The following is a 19,487-nucleotide window of genomic DNA, read 5'->3' on the forward strand; positions in this document are numbered from 1 at the left end:
TCTGAATGTTATAAATAGTATAACTATTAGGGGTGTTTGAAATTAAGTTAATTCAGAATAATAGGGAAGAAAGTAATGAAATTACAAACTGTATTAGATTTAAAGATATATAAATTTAACGAAAGGTGATGCAAACAATGTCAAACATTCTTGAAAATATTACGGTGATCGATTGGACGCAAAATGTTGCAGGACCTTATTGTACCCAGTTATTGGGAGACCTTGGAGCAACGATCATTAAAATTGAACGTCCAGGTACCGGAGATGATACTAGACAATGGAATTCGCCTTCATGGGAGGATGAAGCGACCGCTTTTCTTGCATTCAACAGAAATAAAAAGAGTGTCTGTATAGATGCAAATGATTCAAAAGGCCAGGAAGTCATAAAAAAATTAGTGGAACATGCGGATGTATTCATTCACAGTTTAAAACCAGGCAGCGCCGAGAAGCGTGGACTAGGATATGAACAACTAGCAAAAATTAACCCTTCATTAATTTATACCTCAATCAGTGCATTTGGTGAATCAGGTCCATTACGGGCATATCCAGGTTATGATCCTCTTATTCAAGCATATACGGGAATTATGAGTGTTACTGGAAACCCCGGTGATGATCCTGCTCGAGTTGGGGTTTCTATTATTGATATGGCAACTGGTATGTGGGCACTTACCGGCATTCTTTCTGCGATTATAAATCGTTCAAACACGGGTAAAGGTTGTTTAGTTGGAGCGAGTTTGCTAGAAACAGGATTAGGATGGATGAACTTACCTTTGACGAACTATATGGCTACGAGGAAGGTCCCTGAGAAGTTTGGTACTGGTACGGCCATGGTAGCTCCATATGAGGCTTTTCGAACCAAGGATAGCTGGGTTATTATAGCCGCTGGTAACAATCGTCTCTTTTCATCTTTATGCCATGCCCTTGGTATACCTGAGCTATTAAATGATCCGAGATTTGAAAGTAATAAAAATAGAGTTGCAAATCGTAAAGAATTGCATCAGACCGTAGAAGAGCGCTGCCTTGGGTTCAATACTACATCAATAATAAAAATTCTCCAACAAGCAAATGTCCCTTGTAGTCCTATTAATTCGACTAACGATGTATATGAAGACGAACAAATTAATTCATTAGAAATAATAAAGAAAATAGATGGATTCAGAATTTCAAATTTTAAAATAATTGATCTACCTATCCGCATCAATAATCAAAGAAGTACTTTCCGTTTGCCGCCACCTTTGCTTGGTGAACATACCGAAGAGATTTTAAAGCAAGCTGGATACAATTCAGAAGAAATTGAATTACTTAAAACTGAAAAAGTTGTTGGAGGGTAGGAAGGAGAACAAAAAGTGGGATTACCTAAAAGTGTCGTTATTTATGAAGTTGGCCCCCGAGAGGGATTCCAGATAGAAGATGGCCTTATTTCCACGAATGATAAAGTGAAATTGGTTAACGGTCTTAGCGAAACCGGACTCACAAGCATCGAAGTAACTTCCTTTGTTAGTCCGAAATGGGTACCCCAAATGGCAGATGCAGAAGAAGTATTATCCCAAATAAAAAGGAAAGAAGGGGTATCGTATAGGACTGTATATCTTAATATAAAGGGATTACATAGGGCATATCAGAACAGTGTGACATTGGATGGAGTGTTAATGCTTACGGCAAGTAATACGTTCTCAAAAAGGAATACGAATAAAGACATTAAAGAAACCTTATCAACTATTCCTTCCTGGATTCAAGCATATAAGGAATATAAAATTCCGGTAGAACAGATTGCAGTTATGGCAGCATTTGGCTGTAATTTTGAAGGGGATATAGAACAACGGAAAATATTGGATATTCTAAGGCGAACCGTCCAAATGGCAGAGGAAAATGGGGAAACAATCCAAAAATTTAAGTTGGCTGATACCATGGGGTGGGCGAACCCGCAACAAATAAAAAACATGATCTATACGATAAGAAATGAATGGCCACAAATTAAAATTCTTTTGCATCTTCATGATACACGTGGTCTCGGAATGGCTAATGCTTATGCAGCAATGGAGGAAGGAGTGAATGAATTTGAAACCGCACTTGGCGGGTTAGGCGGCTGTCCATTTGCGGCAGTCAAAGGTGCTGCTGGAAATATTGCCACAGAAGATTTTGTCTTTATGTGTATGGAACTAGGTATCGGCACAGGGATCAATCTTGATTTATTAATTGAAAACGTTTCCGCGGCAGAAATGATCGTTGGTCATTCACTGCCAGGACATCTTTTAAGAGGGGGACTTCTAAGAAGATAGATTCATTATTTAATATTTTCATATTAAGAATGGGAGGATTTAAGGTGAACTTTGAATTTAATGACTTACAGAATGAGATTCGTTTAGGTGTGAGGTCTTTATGTTCGCGATTTGATTTGAACTATTGGAGCAATTGTGATAAAGAGGGTGTGTATCCAGAGGAATTTGTAAGATCAATGAGCGAAGCAGGATGGTTAGGAATACTTATTCCAGAGGAATATGGCGGGGCTGGTTTGGGTATGACAGAGGCAGCGATTGTATTAGAGGAGATTAATCGTTCAGGCGGCCTCGGAGCGGCTTGTCATGCGCAAATGTATACTATGGGCTCTGTTCTTAGGCATGGAAGTAAGGAACAAAAGGAAAAATATTTACCGTTAATTGCAAACGGAACCCTGCGTTTACAGGCCTTCGGTATCACAGAACCCGATGCTGGTTCGGATACAACTAAGATTAAAACGTTTGCGAGAAAAACAGATAATGGATATGTCATTAATGGGCAAAAAATCTTTATTTCTCGTTATCAGCATTCGGACATGATTTTATTGCTTGCACGGACAACACCATTAGAACAAGTAAAAAGGAAAATTGACGGGATGAGTCTTTTTTTAATTGACTTAAGAAAAGTAGGAAGTGCAATTGAGGCCAAACCGATCAAGACCATGATAAATCATGAGACAAATATACTTTTTATAAATGAATTGGAAGTACCCGAGAACTGTTTAGTAGGCGAGGAGGGAAAAGGGTTCTACTACTTACTAGATGGAATTAATGCAGAGAGAATTTTAGTTGCAAGTGAATGCATAGGGGATGGAAAGTGGTTCATAGAACAGGCAGTAAGATATGCAAATGAACGAGTCGTTTTTGATCGTCCTATTGGGAAAAATCAGGGTATCCAGTTCCCTATTGCGAAAGCTTACATGGCTGTCCAAGCAGCTGAAACGATGAATTTTAAAGCAGCATCAAAGTTTGATAACGGACTTCCTTGCGGAGAGGAAGCGAATATGGCTAAATATTTGGCATCAGAGGCATCCTGGGAAGCTGGAGACGTAACGATGACTACATTTGGTGGATACGGAGTAGCAGAAGAATATCATATTGAACGGAAATGGCGAGAAACTCGTTTATTCCGTACGGCCCCGATCTCCAATAACCTAGTATTGAGTTATATTGCTGAGCATAGTTTGAAATTACCAAGATCTTATTAATTTGGGCGGAAAAGGAGAAAAAAATAGAATGAGTGACCTTCTAATAGAATATAAGGGAGCAGCAAATGAAATTTTGACGGTTACGCTTAATAGACCTGAGGTTATGAATGCATTAAATACACAGCTTTTTAAGGAGTTACTGCAGCTTTTTAGAGAACAATCACATAATGAGGATCTAAGATGTATTGTTTTAACCGGAGCAGGGGAAAAGGCTTTCTGTTCAGGTGGGGATTTAAAAGAAAGAAATGGCATGTCAGATGAAGATTGGAAGAAGCAGCATCATTTAATAGAAGAATTGTTCCTATGCGTTAGAGATTTTCCAATCCCAGTGATAACGGCAGTCGAGGGTTATGCATTTGCGGGTGGATGTGAACTAGCGCTTATGAGTGATTTTATTATCGCTTCTGAAACGGCTAAATTTGCTCTGACTGAAACAACCAGAGGTATTATGCCAGGCGGAGGGGGATTGCAAAACTTGCCAAGAAGCATAGGGATACGAAGAGCTAAGGAAATGATTTTTACAGGCCGGCAGATTGACGCTCAACTTGCCTATGAATGGGGTTTAGTCAATCGTATTGTTTCAAAAGGGGAAGCTATGAAAACAGCGCTAGAATTGGCTGTCCAAATAGCAGAAAGTGCCCCATTATCTATAAAAATGGCAAAAATGGCCATGAATAGAGGAACTGAAGTAGATTTCCATACCGCTTATGCTCTTGATATTGCTGCCTATAATGTGTTGGTTCCAACCGAGGATAGGTTAGAAGGGGTAGCAGCATTTAATGAAAAAAGAAAACCAAAATGGAAAAACAGATAGGAGGGTTGATGAATGCCATCTTCCCTAATAGATAGATTAGTAGAATATATAACAACATGCCATTATCAACAATTGCCGGAAAAATTGATATTACAAGCTAAATATGCCATTTTGGACACTGTTGGTGTTGCTGTGGCGGGATGGAACGAACCCGTTGTTCAGATTGTAAAACGCGGGTACATGTCAGAGAATCCATCTAAAAAAGCATCGCTTTTAGGAGAACCAAGTTTTACGGAATTGGAATATGCGGCGCTTATTAATGGGACAGCGAGTCACGCCTTAGACTATGATGATGTATCTCCTAGTATCCTTGCTCATCCAAGTGCACCGATTCTAGCAGCAGTCATTCCGCTTGCAGAGCATCTACAGTGTTCGAGTAAAGATGTCATAACTGCTTATGCTATCGGAACTGAAGTAATGATAAAGTTAGGACTTGTCATGGGGCACAAGCATTATGACTTAGGATGGCATGCTACAGATACGCTTGGGACCATTGGAGCTGCGGCTGCTTGTGCCTACCTCATGAATTTAAATCGTGATCAGATTGCCCATGCAATTGGAATCGCATGCTCGATGTCCGGAGGGTTGCAGAAAAATTTTGGTACGATGACTAAACCGTTCCATGTAGGACTAGCTAGTTCACATGGTCTTCAAGCAGCATGGCTAGCTAAACAAGGGTTAACCGCAAATAAGGATGTTTTTGAAAGTAGAGGCTTTTTCTTTTCATTTAGCGGTGGAATGGAAAAGGTGAATTTAATAGATGGTATTCAGTTTGGAAAACCGTATAGCATACTAGAAGCAGGTCTTTCTATTAAGAAGTTCCCATGCTGTTACCTCACACATCGAATGATTCAAGGGGCGTTAGATCTAAAGGACGAGTTTCAACTTGAATTAAGTGATGTAATGGGAATAAAAATTGTAACGCCGCCAGCCGGGCTGGTCGCATTAATACATCATCTCCCGAAAACAGGCTTACAAGGAAAGTTTAGTGCTGAATATACCGTGTTAGCTGCAATCAGAGATGGTCATGTAGGATTATCTACGTTTGAAGATGATCAGGTACAAACGCCTGAAATTCAACAACTTTTACCACAGGTTAAAGCCATCGAGGAGGAAGGTGAGATACTTCTAGGGCATGATTTAGAAAAAAATCCAATCCAGATTCTTGTCACAACGAAGAATGGAATATTGAAAAAAGACATTTTGCTTACACCAGGGTCTAAGGAAAGCCCGTTAAGTCAAGAGGATCTTCGTTTGAAATGGCAGGACTGTATCGCTCATTGGATAAAGAAATCAGGTATAGATAATTCCGCTTATCTGGGTGAAAGGGCTAGTAACCTATTTAATAAAGGTTTATTAATAGAGGATTATGATAAATTTGGTAGCTGGTTGATAGAGTTACGTGAATTTCATTTAATTAATAAAAAATAGGGAGGCTCAATATGTTTAAATTTTGGAATAAAAGTATACTAATTGGTACGATTTTGCTTCTCATCCTTGCAGGATGCGGTAAATCCTCGGAAACCTCCTCAAAACAAAATGGGGACGCACAAAAAGAGATGGATGTACGAATTTCCTATAATTTGCCAGCCGAACATTCTACAGGGATTTATTTTGAAGAGCTAGCAAAGGAAATTAAGAAAAATACAGCAAATACCTCTATTAAATTGAATCCTCAAACCTTTCCAAACGGTCAGTTATATAATGACCAACAATTACCAGATGCGGTAAGTAACGGAGCGGTTGAAATTGGACAATTAAACGTTGGTTTTCTTGCAGGGGAAGATGCAGAGCCTCTGCGTATTGTTGACTTACCTTTCCTATTTGATTCATGGGAAGCAGAGTGGGCAGCTGAGGATGGGGAATATGGAAAACTATTTGGTAAGCAGTTAGAAAAGTATAACATGAAAATGATTGGCTTTGCACAATACGGAACGGTGGAATTATATGCGAATAAGACAATAAAGCTGCCTGAAAATCTAAAGGGATTAAAAATGAGGGCATTTGGCAAAGGGAACGCCCTTATGTTAGAAGAAATAGGGGCATCGCCCGTTAGTATGAGTTCCCAAGAAGTTTATCAGGCCATGCAGCAAGGGACCATAGATGGATACTCAACTGGACCATCATCTGTTGTAGACCGGGGACTTACCGAGGTAACAAAATATGGGACTGATATGCAAATACATTACCTTCCCTTCCAGTCGGTTGTAAATATGGATTGGTGGAATAAGCTTCCAGAGGATGTACAAAATGCAGTGCTAAAAGCTTCCGAGACAGCGCAGAAAGCTTCTCGCGAAAAGGCTAAAAGTGATGCTGAAGAGTATCTACAAAAACTTTCCGCTAAGGGATTGGAGCTTTATAAACCATCTGCGGAAGATCGGAAGAAATGGGTAGATTCAGTAAAGGGCCGTTATGATTATTATTTAAAAAAATCAGGGGATACGGGGAAACAGCTATATGATGCAGCTCAAAAGGCAAACTAACACGAATCAGTAAATTGCTACATTCATTGAATAATAGGTACGGGAGGATGGATCCTCCCGTACCAAAACTTTAAACAAGGAGGGTGAAAAGCAAATGCATTTTTTCTTAAAAATGATCTATAAGGTTCAACATACTTGCGTCTATATTTCAGCATCTTTAATGGCAATTTTAGCTATTTCTATTTTTTATGATGTAGTAGCCAGGTATATTTTTAATTCTCCTACAATCTGGGCAAATGAAGTATCAACCTATATTTTACAATTTATTGTGTTTTTCACAATGGGTTGTATTCAAATGGAAGGAAAGCAGTTGCGTGTAACGTTTTTAATCGAAAGATTGAAGGGGACTCCACGAAAAATTTTGGAAGCCTTTTCAGCGTTTCTAATTCTCCCTTACTCCATTGTACTTGTAGTGTACGGATATCAATATACCAAAAATGCTTTTAGATTAGGTATGGGGTCACCTACCCTCCTTGAAATCCCTTTATGGATACCCTATTCATTTATCTGTATTGGTGGGGTTCTTCTTGTAATTGCAGCGGTATGTTCAGTAATCCAAGCTTGGATGCCAGAACAGCTTAAAACGGAAAGGAGTGTATAAAATGATCTCTTTAACATCGATACTTATATTGCTAGCTGCTCTATTGATTTGTTTGATCTTAGGTGTACCTATTGGGTTTTCACTAGGACTGTCCGGTTTGTTAACAATCCTTTTTACGGTAGGCGATCAGTTTATGATTCAGGTACCTATGACTCTATACAAGTCATTATCTGAATTTGTTTTTGTAGCCATCCCACTATATATTCTGATGGGGGAGATTTTATATCAGGGTAAAAGTGGAGAACGCATATTTTGGGTAGCTAATTCTTGGTTACACCGAGTTCGTGGAGGAACCGGTGTTGCTACTGTTGCAGCTTATACCTTTTTTGCTGCCATTGTTGGATCGAGTATGACTTCCGTACTGACAATTGGAAAAATCGCTATTCCTGAAATGAAAAAACAAAAATATTCCAAAGGACTTACCTATGGTCTTTCGGCTATCGGTGGTTCGTTAGGTATCCTTATCCCGCCTAGTATTCCGCTTATTCTTTATGCATCATTAACTAATACATCACCGGGTAAGCTATTTATGGCGGGTATTATTCCCGGATTAATTTTGGCTTTTATTCTTTCCATTTGGACGGCGATGAAAGCACCTCGGGGTCTCAATATTGATTCATCTCATTTGACTAGTGATCGACTGCGTAACACGCTTAAAGCTCTTCCTGATATGTTGCTGCCAGTGGTTGTTCTTGGTGGAATTTATAAAGGAATTTACACACCTACAGAAGCAGCTGCAGTTGGTGTGATTTATGCCTTAGTTTTAACAGTCTTTATTCATAAAAATTTAAGTATTAAGGACTTAGGGAATGTTCTAGTGGAATCTGTAAAAACAACGGCTATGCTTCTGAGCATCGTTGTTGGCGCACTTGTCTTTGGTGCCGCTCTAACTTTAGTGGGTCTTCCAAAGTATTTATCAGATGTTCTTATTGGACTATCAGTAAGTCCATTACTGGTCCTGCTCATTATGAATATCATCTGGATCATTATGGGTATGTTTTTAGAGGTAGTTTCTATATTATTAATTACGACACCTATCTTTTTTCCGATTGCAATGGCTATGGGATATGATCCTGTTTGGTTCGGAATTATTATGGTATTAAATATGGAACTTGCTGTAATTACTCCACCTGTGGGGATGAACCTATTTGCAATCAAATCTATCATGCCCGAAGAACCTTTAGAATTAATCATGAAAAGCGTCTTGCCATTCGCGCTTTTTGCTGTACTAGTACTTGTTATTGTTTGGATTTTCCCTTCAGTAGCAATTGGCATTCTGTAATGGTATAAAATATAAAGTTCATACACTTTAATGTGGATAATTTCGAGGGTTTTTCAAGAATATTATCCACATTTTTTTAATTTAGTCTTCTTTTAACCGGTGTATTTCGAATTGGTAACTATTTTCATAATGTCGATAAAGGAACGCGCTGCTTTAGAAAGATACCTTCCATTCTTGTAAACAAACACGACTTTTCTCTTATGGTTGTTAGCCAAACGAACTGGCAAATAAACTAACGGTTGGGGAGCCGGCGTGTTTTTTATTACCATACCCGGGACGAAGGTAATTCCCATCCCTGTTGATACTAGAGAAAGACAAGTCAATATATTAATACTTTCGAATATAATCGTTGGTTCAAAACCAGCCTTTCTACATAGATTCTCCGTTTCTATTCTAAATGAAGACTCTTTTTTTAATAGGATAAAGAACTCTTCTTGAAAATCACTCAAATTCACCTTTTTAGATTTGGCTAGAGGATGTGAAGGAGGAACGGCGAGATAAACATCGTCTTCTAGTATGGTTTCTATTTCAAGTTCTTTATGTGTTATGGGCATAGATTGTAAGCTAATTTCAACCTGCCCCCGTAACACCAGTAATTCTAGGTTGGGAGCATTATCTTCAAGGAGGACAAGTTCTATTCCAGGATATTTATATTTAAATGCTGAAATGGCTTCAGGTAATAAGTATGCACCTGTTGTTGCCAAACTCCCAATACACAACTGACCTTTCTGCATATCGGTTACATCATCGATTTGTTTTTTTAACTGATTGAATTGATCATTTATTTTTAAGGCGTGTTCAACAAAAACTTTTCCTGTATAGGTCAGTTGTACTTCACCATGACCTCTATTGAATAATTGAGTACCAAGCTCATTTTCTAGTTTCATAATTTGATAACTTAAGGAGGGCTGCGCCATATGAAGTTTTTCCGCAGCTTTTGAAAAGTTTTTCTCATTTGCTAGCATAATCACATAGCGAAGGATTTTGGGTTCCAAGACTCTCACCCCACACCTATAGAATTTAGATATATATTAATCAAAATTTTATCTTAGACTCTGTGGAAATACAATGAAATGAAATTAAATATTTATACAAATCGGAATATTTAATCTCTTATGGAATTTACTAAAGCCACTTTTGAGTTTTACTGCCCATTTTGAATCCCCCAGCTGCAACAGTGTTTTTCACTGTTCGTTTTTCCCCTCATTTCAAGTATAATGACTATTATTCAGATTATGCATATGATATTTCTTCGAGAGAAATCCTATATATAAGCCGGATAATACATAAAAAACGAGGTTAATACATGAGTGAAACTAGTTTTGAGGTTTATAATTTAAGCGATGAAATAAGAAGATCTTTAGAGGTATTAAAATATGAAGCTCCGACAGAGGTTCAGGGTAAAGTCATTCCGTTAGCATTGGCAAATCAAGATCTTGTTGTAAAATCTCAAACAGGCAGCGGCAAGACTGCGTCTTTTGGAATACCTATTTGCGAACTGATCCAATGGGAAGAAAAACTGCCACAGGTCTTAATTCTTACACCAACCAGAGAATTGGCAGTTCAAGTTCGCGATGACATCACGAATATTGGAAGGTTTAAACGAATCAAAGCAATGGCTGTTTACGGAAAAGAACCTTTTACGAAACAAAAAGAAGAATTGAAACAAAAAACCCATGTAGTTGTTGGTACCCCAGGACGAGTTATGGATCATATTGAAAGAGGGACCCTAGTTCTAGATAAAATAAAGTATCTCATTATAGATGAAGCTGATGAAATGCTTAATATGGGTTTTATCGATGAAGTAGAAACAATTATCAATGAACTCCCTTTAAACAGAGTAACAATGGTATTTTCGGCAACATTACCTAAGGATGTTGAAAAACTCTGCCATAAGTATATGGAAAATCCTATTAATGTCGAGATTGAGGCTGCCGGTGTCACGGCGGATACAATAGAACATCGTTTAATTGAAGTGACGGAAGATGAAAAAATTCCACTCCTTAAGGCCGTCACTGTCGTTGAAAATCCAGACAGCTGTCTTATTTTTTGCCGAACTAAAGAACATGTCGATACTGTCTATGCCAAATTGGAAGAATCCGATTATTCTTGTGAAAGACTCCATGGCGGATTAGAACAACAAGATCGGTTTGCCGTAATGGATGGTTTCAAAATGGGAAATTTTCGTTATTTAGTTGCCACCGACGTAGCAGCACGAGGGATTGATATTGATAATGTGACACTTGTTATCAACTATGATGTTCCAATGGAAAAAGAGAGTTATGTCCACCGGACAGGCCGAACCGGTCGCGCAGGAAATGAAGGAAAAGCGATTACGTTTGCGACACCTTATGAAGGAAAATTCGTTAAAGATATTGAACGGTATATTGGCTTTGAAATACCAATAATGGATGCACCTAATCCGCACGAAGTTGCTGATAAAAAAGCTGCTTTCGAGGAAAAAATCAGCGGCCGACGGGTCGTAAGAAATAATAAAACCGCCAGAATTAACCAAGATATCATGAAACTATATTTTGGCGGTGGAAAAAAGAAGAAGCTTCGAGCAGTAGATTTTGTTGGAACGATTGCGAAAATTCCTGGAGTAACTGCCGATGATATTGGGATAATTACTATCCAGGATCAAATGTCCTATGTTGATATTCTAAATGGAAAAGGCTCTCTCGTTTTACAAGCCATGGAGAATACAACCATAAAAGGGAAGAAGCTAAAAGTTAGTAAAGCCCTAAAATAATTATACACTGAATTCCAGTGCCTGACCTCCGACATTTTAAGCGTTACTGCGCCGGGGGTCAGGCATTATTTTTCGGTGAATTTTTCACTGATGCGTTTTTTTGTTTATTCAATCTATTATTTTAGAAAAATTTCATTTACGAACAATCACGCAACTAGTTTATAATAAAAGGATGTCCAAATAAGGTATTCGGAGTCTATTCATGACTCTAAGAAGATATAAGTAGGTGAGTACAATCGACATCATTGAAACAAGGGTAAGAGGATTTATTAGCGATATTCAACACCCTAAACAAAAAAAGAAAATTAATAGTAACGATTTAGAATTTCAGTTGCGCAAGCTAGTGGATGATTATTTTGAAATGGACGGCTATTCGTTGTTTTATCGCGCAATTGAAACATTGCAAGCGGAGGGACAGCTAATCCCTATTCAAAATAATCAATACAATGGTAAAACCCCTGCTCTTGCCTTATATTACTGGGTAAATATAAAAGTTCAGGCCGACAAATGGGATCGTCTTGAGATGATGAAATTAAGTGACCGGTTTGATTTTTCCTATTATGAACGGCATCCCGAATGGCAGACGAAAGAAGAGTGGCAGCGAATCCAGAATGTATATTCGTTTCTAAAGTCCAGCCAGGAACGGGAAATTGTATCATTCGAAGAAAGAAGCCTGGAGCTCTTTGGCCATGAAAAATTCTTATTGGATAGTGATCAATTTCCTGATGGAAAAGGCTTTTTAACGAGAATCGGAATATCTGAGGACCAACTTAAAATGGTGAAGTATGGGGAGCCTTTTGTATTTTGGATGAAACAAGGGAAAGAAATAAAAGATATTCAGAGAGTACTTATCGTCGAAAATCTATCGTTCTTTCATACTTCTATTAAATTATTGGAAGCGAATCAACTCGATTATGAGCCAGAACTCATTATTTACGGGGAAGGCACGAAAATTGAGCAGAGCTTTTCCTTTTTCTTTCGAATGTTTCCGCCAAAATCCTATCTATTCTACTACGCAGGTGATCTTGATGCTGCTGGCTATGGTATCCTCATCAGGCTGATCGAAAAATACCCGGATTGCAGCCTTCAGCCTGCCTTAAAAATTTATCGAAAAATGCTGGAATGTATAGACCAAAATAATGACCAGAAAATGGGGCAAACGCAAAACCTGAAATACCGTGATTTATTTTTTCAATGGTTTACAGATGAGGAGCAGGCATTATTACAGCAATTATGGCAGGAAAACAAGCGAATCCCGCAAGAGGTATTAACGATTGAAACATGGAGGAGATGGATGTGAACGAATCATGGGAAGGTTTTGCCCAGCGGATGCAACGATTAAATCCACTGTTTGAGCTTGGCAGGGGAATGGAAGTAGGGGAGCTGAAGCCTTATGTCCAAACGATTCTCATGCAAGTGCTCCTGACCATCTTTTACCGGGAACTAAATGATGATGATCATAGACGCAAATCCGATATCAAGTATATGGTAGAGGATTCCATTAAGCAAATGAAGCTGCTGGCCGACGATAAGCAAATAGACCGGATTACAAGCGGGCTATTATATCAAGGAAAAGAAGAGTATAGCCAACCGTTTGAAGCTTTATATTACGATGAAATAAAACAATCATGGGAAACTCAGGTCTTTCGTTATGTCACGATGGATGAAATATATACGAATTTAGAGTTGGGCGGATCGATTGTTTATAAACTTACGGATGTCTCTCAGGAAATGATTTTTATGAGCAGGGAAATGGCCGAAGAATTCTCCATCACAATCGAACAGCTTTATAGTATGCAGCTAATTAAGAATGGTAATTTTCGAAAAGCTACCCGAAACCTCGATCACCTCATTTCACGCGTAAATCGCTTAATGGCAAAGGAATTCACTTTCCAAAAGGAAATGATCAATAATCCTAAAATTTTGCTGATGGAAGAAGAATGGCAAAGGGCCGACAATCGGGTTGAAATTGAAAAGCAATTTGAGGAAGAAAAAAATCACTTTCGGACCATTACTAGGATGATAGAGAAATCGAAACGAAGAAATGATGAGGATCATCCTATCCAAAAAGAATTGTTTCTGCTCCAAGAAAAAATTGGCCATACAAGGCAGCTGCATGACCGTTTTGCTAAGCTAGTCATTCAAAATATCTCCTATGAGATGAAATTAAAAGCGGAGAATCCCTCCTTGTTTTGGGAAACCAGTCTGGTTTCATTTCGCGAACATTTTTATGAAAATTGGTTAATGAAGGAAGGGATCAAAAGTTTCGAGACGATCGAAAGAGTCCTTTCTCCCTTATTTTCACCGAAGAATGAATTTATTCTGCCGCTTGATTGGATCTGGGGTGAACAAGAATTTGATGAAAAACAACTAACGGATGCTGTAATCGAAGAAGAATCAGAAGAAAGCATTACTCGATTGCGAGTGACGAACTGGGAATCTGTTGTTAAGGCCTGGAGTTATGTTTTTCAGCATTTACAAACATACGGAGAGTTCTCATTAGCTGATTTATCCACGCTTCCATTAGAAGTACAGGATTTATGGTTTGAAGAATCTGAATCGATTGATTTATGGATGATGTTTGATAAAAAGCCGCTGAAGGTTCAAGTACTGCATCGGAAAGAAGAAACATTAAGTGACGAGCGGGAAATTCTTCTTTTTAAACTAATGCAGGAATATCCACAATTTCAAGTGTTTGAGGGCTTGAAAATCTTTACCATGTTTGATCATCGCGCGGAATCTTTTCTTTGGTATCAAACGAAGATTACCCCGTTTAAGATCTGTGTATTGGAGGAAAAAAGATGAATGCAGAATCTATTAAAAAAGCATCAGCCGTCTATTTTACTCTATTAAAAGAAAAAGTAATTGACGAAAATAGCGAACATTTCGAGACGTATTTTGATCCGGAAGTGAGACAGACCGTTCTTTTATTAGCAGACGAATCAGGTACATATATTATTGAATCGCCGAAACGGATCCATTTGGTTGTCCAGCCCACTGGCTCGATCTTTGCGACAAATTTTACGCATCTGAAAGACAAGCATAAGCAAATCGAATCGAAAAAGCACTTTCATCTTGTTAGTATTGTCATCATGGCTTTTTTGGCGGCCATTGACAGCAATCAGGCTGCTAAAATCCGTACCAAGCGGGAAGGAATTAGCTATTACTCATTAGAGCGTCTTGTCAACGATCTTATCATGAAATGGGATAGCATTCTTAAAGCGAAACCTGCCTTCGGAGAAGAGGAAAGAATTGATATGAAGGATGTTGTGACAACCTGGAAATACATGGAGGTTGAAACGGATGATTATGGGGCTAAAAAAGGCAATAGACGAACCAGAATCGGTTTAATTGCAAGCAGCATGCGCTTATTAGAGACAGAGGGACTAATTATCATTCTGGACCGGGATGATATTCCAAAAGCAATTCCGAAACAAGAGCTGTTTGAGCGAATTGAATACCTCTATCACGATTATGATCGTTATGAATTATTCAAAAAACTAATGACTACGGAGGAGGAGGAGCATGCCGAAAATCCATCGAATTAGAATTGTAGGCCTGAAGTATGATGGCATGCAAAAGCAATATAAAGATACCACCTTTCACTTTCATAATGGCGAGACATCCACAAATGGCCTTATTGCGATGATGAATGGAGGCGGGAAAGGGGTATTTCTGCAAACCATCTTCCAAATTCTTAAACCTGGAACCTCATGGGGAAAACAAAACAATCGTTATTATCAGCAGTTCTTTTTTAATAATAAAGAGCAATTTATTCCTTATACCTTTCATGTTCTCATTCAATGGGAATTGGACGGTTCAGACCGACGGCATCTGGTAACGGGAGGAATGTTCTCAGCCGAACAGCGGATTTCGATGAATGAAGAAAGTGGTAATGATCGCAAAACCTTGGAACAGGAAGCGAAGATCGTCCCTAATATTACGTTTTATACAAGAGAATTTGAACGGAAGGAAGAGGTATCGCTAGAGCATATTCCATTATTTGAAAATGATGTGGTTGCTGATACTGAAAGCCTGAAGGACTATTTAAAATGGAATGGCTATGATGTTTACCGAGATACAAAGAAACACTATCGCATTCTTGATACATACGGAATTAACCGTAAAGATTGGGATATTATGAAGGACATTAACAAGGATGAAGGCGGCGTTGGCAAATACTTTGAGGGGGCCGAGGATGATCATTCCCTATTCCAAAAACGTATCATTCCTACGGTTAGTCAAGTTTTGCACCGGACAGAAGAGCAAAAGAACGATCTTGTCGAGATTTTCAAAAGTCAGGCGAGTATCGCGAAAGATTTGCCTATTCTTCTAAAAAGAGAGCAAGCACATAAGGAATTTTTAGAAGACATTGTCCCTTTTGAAGAGAACCTAGCTAAAGGAGCAGAACATAAAGACATTGTGCAAGCAAGTATAAAAGAAGGTAGACAACTGTTAGGTGCTTTAGAACATTTAAAGCAATCGGAAGAGGAAATGCTGCTTGTTTTAAAGGGAGATATTGAAAAATTAACGATAAGGCAAGCTGATTTACGCTTTCAAAAAGACAATCTAGAATATGCAAAAGCTCACCGAGAGGTACTGGATTGGGAGAAGAAGTTAGGAGAAGAAAGGAATAAGCATACTTCCTTACAAGCAATAGTTCAGGAAAAACAAGAACGAAAAGAACAGCTAGCTTTTCAGGTATTATTAAAAGAATGGAGTGAAAACGAGCAAAGTATTCGCGCTCTTTCACAGCAGATTGCGACATTAGAACAAAATAGCGGTTTAGAGCAAGTAAATCAACGAATGGATGAAATCAAAGAAGAAGCAGGAAAGCAATGGGATCAGTCTTATCTTTCCATTAAAGAAGCTGTTAAGCAGTATCTGGGCTATCAAAAGTTCTTGAAGAAAAAAGGAAACGACCTGTCGCAGCAGGAAAAACTAAAGACTGGTGAGATTGCTCGGCTTAGTACGGAAATTGATCTCCTATATACACAAATGCATACATTTGAGTCTAAGGAAGAAAATCTCATAAAAGAATTTGGTGACCGGATAACCTATGATTTAAAGGGATTTATCGAATTTCTTTCTAAACAAATTGATAACAAAAAGGTCTCTATAGAAGAGTTGCAAGCAAAAGATAAAGAATCTAGTGAAGTGCAAAACCAATTAGCCACTGCTCACGGTACGCTTGTCCAATCGATTCAGTTTTCGGAAGAAAAATGTGAAAAATTAAAGGAAGCAAATGCAGAGCAAACACAAAAAGAAGCAAAACTGTTGGATCGGCTTCGTGGATTATTAGAAGATGTCGCTGCACCACTAACTCATGCGCTTCTTTCGAAATATGTCATCCAGATTGAAGACATACTAGGCAATAATAGAGAACAAGGTGAACAAATTAAAAAAGATCTATGGGAAATACAACTGGATCATTTCTTAAATGATGAGCACTTCTGGATACCGAATAAAGATGTGAAAGAATTAAAAGAATGGATTGATGAAAAGACTGGAATCGATGTGTTTTATGGAACGCAATTTCTCCAATCTTTAAGTAAAGAAGAACTTGCGAATTACCTTGAGACATATCCGCTCCTTCCATATGGGTTAGTCGTTAGCGGGCAGCAATGGCAAAAGATTAATCAGCAGGTTCTTTCTAGTAGAATGTTTAAAAGTCCAGTTCCGATATTTTTACGTGAGGAAATGAACAGTGAAAATCACCAGCCAACCTTTGTGATTATTAACGGAACAGAGAAAGAGCTATTAACCGATAAAAATCAATTTACCAACTGGAAAATTAGTATTGCTAAGCAAATAGAAGAAAAGAAAGAAACACTTATTGAAATTGAAAAAACAGAAACGTCCTTACGTCGTATTTTAAAAGAAATGGATCGATTTTTATCACACGAGCTTGCGGTGGATATTGAGAGAGAGCTCAATCAGGAACAGTTCACTCTTCATTCTATGAAGACGAAATTACAGGAAATCACAACACAGCAGCAAAAAGAAAAAGAATTACAGCTGCAGCTAAAAGAACAGATTGAGGCTGCAAAAGAAAAAATCGAAAAGCTTACAAAAGATGTAGAAACTTTAGAGGAATTTGATCGTGAAAAGTTAATTCATCAAGAAAATAAACGTGTGAAGTTTGAGAAAGAGAAACAAAAGGAAGCTTCAGTTTTAGCGCAGCAGGAAATAGGAAAAGAGCACCAAAATATCAGTGACCTGCAAACCAAGTGGCATCAAACGTATTTAGAATGGAAGGTTACGACCGAACAAACGATTAAAGAGATTGGCGTCTTTATTGAAACAGCGGTATTTCCTTCTGATGAAAAAGCAGAGCAGTGTGAGGACATCCCACGGTTGTCATTTCATTTATTAGAGGAGCTAAATAGCAGTATTGAAGAGTTAAAACAGCTCCAAAAGTCAAAAGAAGAACAAGCAAGAGAATTGCTGGTTATTCAAGCAAAAAAAGAAACAGAACAAAAGCAGCAAAATAAATTAGAGAAAAAACTAGATACCTATAACAAGGAGTGGAAAGACGCTCCTGAACCAGATGAACCTATAACCATATTAGAAAATATGCTGCAAACAGCCCAAAAGGAAGCAAAGACTGCGGAAAAGGAAGAACGGGAACAAGGAACGGCTGTAACCGTCGCAGAAACTTCCTTGAAGCATGCAATTGTTCAGCGTGATAAGTCAGGAAAGAAAGTGGCCAAACATGAAAAGCCGCCTGAAGAATGGGAAGGGCTTGACTTAGAAGTAAAAGGAGTAGAAATACAAGACCAAACGAAACTAACGATAGAGGAAGTAAAGCAGGCTGAAAAGCGCCAAAAAGAAATAGACTCCAACATTGCAGGTTTCGAAGGGGACTTGTTAACCTTATCCGTGGTCCTTAAGGAGGAAGCGGCAGCATTTACTGATATGGATGTAGAAAAAGTCAGGAGTCAAGGGAAAGCGTGTATCATATCCTGGTGTGAAAAACATCAAGTGATTCAGGAAGAAGGCAAAGAGAAGCATGCGAAAATCGAACAATCCTTACGTAATGTTAAGCAAACGATTGAAGGAAAAGATTGGGAGATTCGTTTTAAAAATGAAGTATTAACAACACTAGACCATATGGATACGAGGCATTATTCGCATATTCAAAGCATCGTTAAAAATATGAAGCGCTTCTCACAAGGTGGTTTGGAACAATTAGAACGTGACAAAGAACGGGCAGAAAAGGCTCAAAACTTCTGGGCCAGCCGGGCAAGCATGAAGGTGATGAGTATTTCAGAGGCGATTCGTTCCATGATTGCAAAAATGAAGCTGAAAAATGAACGAGGATCCTTCCCGCTTGTGCAGCTAAAAGAAGATATTTTACCTAAAAAGCCCGAAGATATCGAGCCGCTGCTGAAGCAGCATTTTGTCACTGCCATCAACAAAATTACCAAACAATTTGATACGATTGATCATAATAATCTTGCTGTAGACCAAGAAATAAAACAACTCATTAGCGATGAGCAGATTTTGTTTGTATCCCTACGAAATCGATATCCTGAGCTTCTTGTCTATAACATGCGAACGGATAATGCCTTTATGTACGGAAAACCGCAAAGAGAGCATTATTCAACCTGGCAGACCATAAATCAGGGCTCAAAGACGAAATCAGATGGCAGTGGAGGACAAAAGCTGTCTGCCCGAATGGTTATGATGATGATGTTATTGTCAGTTAAAAATGAGTCAGACCAAAGCTGGGTTCCTTTAGTCTGTGATAATCCGTTCGGACAAGCCGCGTCAGCACACGTCCTTGACCCGATCTTCTCTGTCGCCGAAAAACTGAAGTTCCAATTTATCGTCGTCACTCCGCCCGAACTGGTGAAAACGGAAATCAGCCGAAGATTCGATGCCTATTATAAATTGGACTTCATTCGTGAAAAAGGAAAAGAAATTGTATCGGACACAATTGTTCCAGCATATCGGATTTATCAGGGGACTGAAGCAGCTCAGGTATGATGATATATTGAAAAATACTTCTAAACCATTTATAATTAGTAGAATATTAACCAGGCATCAATATCAATTGTTTCATTTC

Annotated in this window: 14 protein-coding genes; 13 read left to right on the forward strand and 1 reads right to left on the reverse strand. The window is 38.5% G+C overall.

The window, feature by feature from the left end; all coding sequences use genetic code 11:
- The first annotated feature begins 137 nt into the window (after positions 1-137).
- The 8 genes from QNN06_RS11590 to QNN06_RS11625 all read left to right on the forward strand — a co-directional run bounded on the left by QNN06_RS11590 (position 138) and on the right by QNN06_RS11625 (position 8,664).
- Positions 138-1,331, forward strand: coding sequence for a CaiB/BaiF CoA transferase family protein (locus QNN06_RS11590; RefSeq protein ID WP_213116207.1), 1,194 nt, complete (start codon positions 138-140; stop codon positions 1,329-1,331).
- Positions 1,332-1,346: 15 nt separating this feature from the next.
- Entirely contained in the window at positions 1,347-2,279 is a 933-nt protein-coding gene (locus QNN06_RS11595; RefSeq protein ID WP_213116206.1) for a hydroxymethylglutaryl-CoA lyase, read from the forward strand.
- Between the two features lie 44 nt (positions 2,280-2,323).
- Positions 2,324-3,484, forward strand: coding sequence for an acyl-CoA dehydrogenase family protein (locus QNN06_RS11600; RefSeq protein WP_284037586.1), 1,161 nt, complete (start codon positions 2,324-2,326; stop codon positions 3,482-3,484).
- A 28-nt stretch (positions 3,485-3,512) separates the two neighbouring features.
- Complete coding sequence (locus tag QNN06_RS11605) at positions 3,513-4,298, forward strand: enoyl-CoA hydratase/isomerase family protein (protein WP_213116204.1); 786 nt, start codon at positions 3,513-3,515, stop codon at positions 4,296-4,298.
- A gap of 12 nt (positions 4,299-4,310) precedes the next feature.
- Positions 4,311-5,729 (forward strand): MmgE/PrpD family protein, encoded by a 1,419-nt coding sequence (locus QNN06_RS11610; RefSeq protein ID WP_213116203.1) that lies wholly within the window; start codon positions 4,311-4,313, stop codon positions 5,727-5,729.
- A gap of 11 nt (positions 5,730-5,740) precedes the next feature.
- Positions 5,741-6,781, forward strand: coding sequence for a TRAP transporter substrate-binding protein (locus tag QNN06_RS11615; protein WP_213116202.1), 1,041 nt, complete (start codon positions 5,741-5,743; stop codon positions 6,779-6,781).
- A gap of 94 nt (positions 6,782-6,875) precedes the next feature.
- Positions 6,876-7,382, forward strand: coding sequence for a TRAP transporter small permease (locus QNN06_RS11620; protein WP_213116201.1), 507 nt, complete (start codon positions 6,876-6,878; stop codon positions 7,380-7,382).
- Between the two features lies 1 nt (position 7,383).
- Complete coding sequence (locus QNN06_RS11625) at positions 7,384-8,664, forward strand: TRAP transporter large permease (protein ID WP_213116200.1); 1,281 nt, start codon at positions 7,384-7,386, stop codon at positions 8,662-8,664.
- A 92-nt stretch (positions 8,665-8,756) separates the two neighbouring features.
- On the opposite strand, the gene QNN06_RS11630 is transcribed toward QNN06_RS11625, so the two are convergent.
- The gene (locus QNN06_RS11630) at positions 8,757-9,659 is read right to left on the reverse strand and encodes a LysR family transcriptional regulator (RefSeq protein WP_217037213.1); all 903 of its coding nucleotides are present in this window, start codon (positions 9,657-9,659) and stop codon (positions 8,757-8,759) included.
- A gap of 311 nt (positions 9,660-9,970) precedes the next feature.
- On the opposite strand from QNN06_RS11630, the gene QNN06_RS11635 reads away from it, so the two are divergent.
- The 5 genes from QNN06_RS11635 (at position 9,971) to QNN06_RS11655 (ending at position 19,408) form a co-directional block, all read left to right on the forward strand.
- Positions 9,971-11,416, forward strand: coding sequence for a DEAD/DEAH box helicase (locus QNN06_RS11635; RefSeq protein WP_284037587.1), 1,446 nt, complete (start codon positions 9,971-9,973; stop codon positions 11,414-11,416).
- Positions 11,417-11,642: 226 nt separating this feature from the next.
- On the forward strand, positions 11,643-12,716 hold the full coding sequence (locus QNN06_RS11640; protein WP_284037588.1) for a Wadjet anti-phage system protein JetD domain-containing protein: 1,074 nt from the start codon (positions 11,643-11,645) through the stop codon (positions 12,714-12,716).
- Positions 12,707-14,221 (forward strand): hypothetical protein, encoded by a 1,515-nt coding sequence (locus QNN06_RS11645; RefSeq protein WP_284037589.1) that lies wholly within the window; start codon positions 12,707-12,709, stop codon positions 14,219-14,221. Before QNN06_RS11640 ends, QNN06_RS11645 begins: the two co-directional genes overlap by 10 nt.
- Positions 14,218-14,964 carry a DUF6063 family protein gene (locus QNN06_RS11650; RefSeq protein ID WP_284037590.1) on the forward strand — a complete coding sequence of 249 codons (747 nt, stop codon included), beginning with the start codon at positions 14,218-14,220 and terminating at the stop codon, positions 14,962-14,964. The genes QNN06_RS11645 and QNN06_RS11650 overlap by 4 nt, the downstream gene beginning before the upstream one ends.
- The gene (locus QNN06_RS11655) at positions 14,942-19,408 is read left to right on the forward strand and encodes a coiled-coil domain-containing protein (protein ID WP_284037591.1); all 4,467 of its coding nucleotides are present in this window, start codon (positions 14,942-14,944) and stop codon (positions 19,406-19,408) included. The genes QNN06_RS11650 and QNN06_RS11655 overlap by 23 nt, the downstream gene beginning before the upstream one ends.
- Positions 19,409-19,487 lie beyond the last annotated feature (79 nt).

Origin of the sequence: Neobacillus sp. 114, from assembly GCF_030127045.1 — a bacterium.
Taxonomy (GTDB): domain Bacteria; phylum Bacillota; class Bacilli; order Bacillales; family Cytobacillaceae; genus Neobacillus; species Neobacillus rhizophilus.

Coding starts and splice junctions, on each gene's coding strand:
- QNN06_RS11605 (WP_213116204.1), top strand. CDS start 3,513: ATGAGTGACCTTCTAATAGAATATAAGGGAGCAGCAAATGAAATTTTG.
- QNN06_RS11590 (WP_213116207.1), top strand. CDS start 138: ATGTCAAACATTCTTGAAAATATTACGGTGATCGATTGGACGCAAAAT.
- QNN06_RS11625 (WP_213116200.1), top strand. CDS start 7,384: ATGATCTCTTTAACATCGATACTTATATTGCTAGCTGCTCTATTGATT.
- QNN06_RS11650 (WP_284037590.1), top strand. CDS start 14,218: ATGAATGCAGAATCTATTAAAAAAGCATCAGCCGTCTATTTTACTCTA.
- QNN06_RS11655 (WP_284037591.1), top strand. CDS start 14,942: ATGCCGAAAATCCATCGAATTAGAATTGTAGGCCTGAAGTATGATGGC.
- QNN06_RS11615 (WP_213116202.1), top strand. CDS start 5,741: ATGTTTAAATTTTGGAATAAAAGTATACTAATTGGTACGATTTTGCTT.
- QNN06_RS11620 (WP_213116201.1), top strand. CDS start 6,876: ATGCATTTTTTCTTAAAAATGATCTATAAGGTTCAACATACTTGCGTC.
- QNN06_RS11635 (WP_284037587.1), top strand. CDS start 9,971: ATGAGTGAAACTAGTTTTGAGGTTTATAATTTAAGCGATGAAATAAGA.
- QNN06_RS11645 (WP_284037589.1), top strand. CDS start 12,707: ATGGATGTGAACGAATCATGGGAAGGTTTTGCCCAGCGGATGCAACGA.
- QNN06_RS11610 (WP_213116203.1), top strand. CDS start 4,311: ATGCCATCTTCCCTAATAGATAGATTAGTAGAATATATAACAACATGC.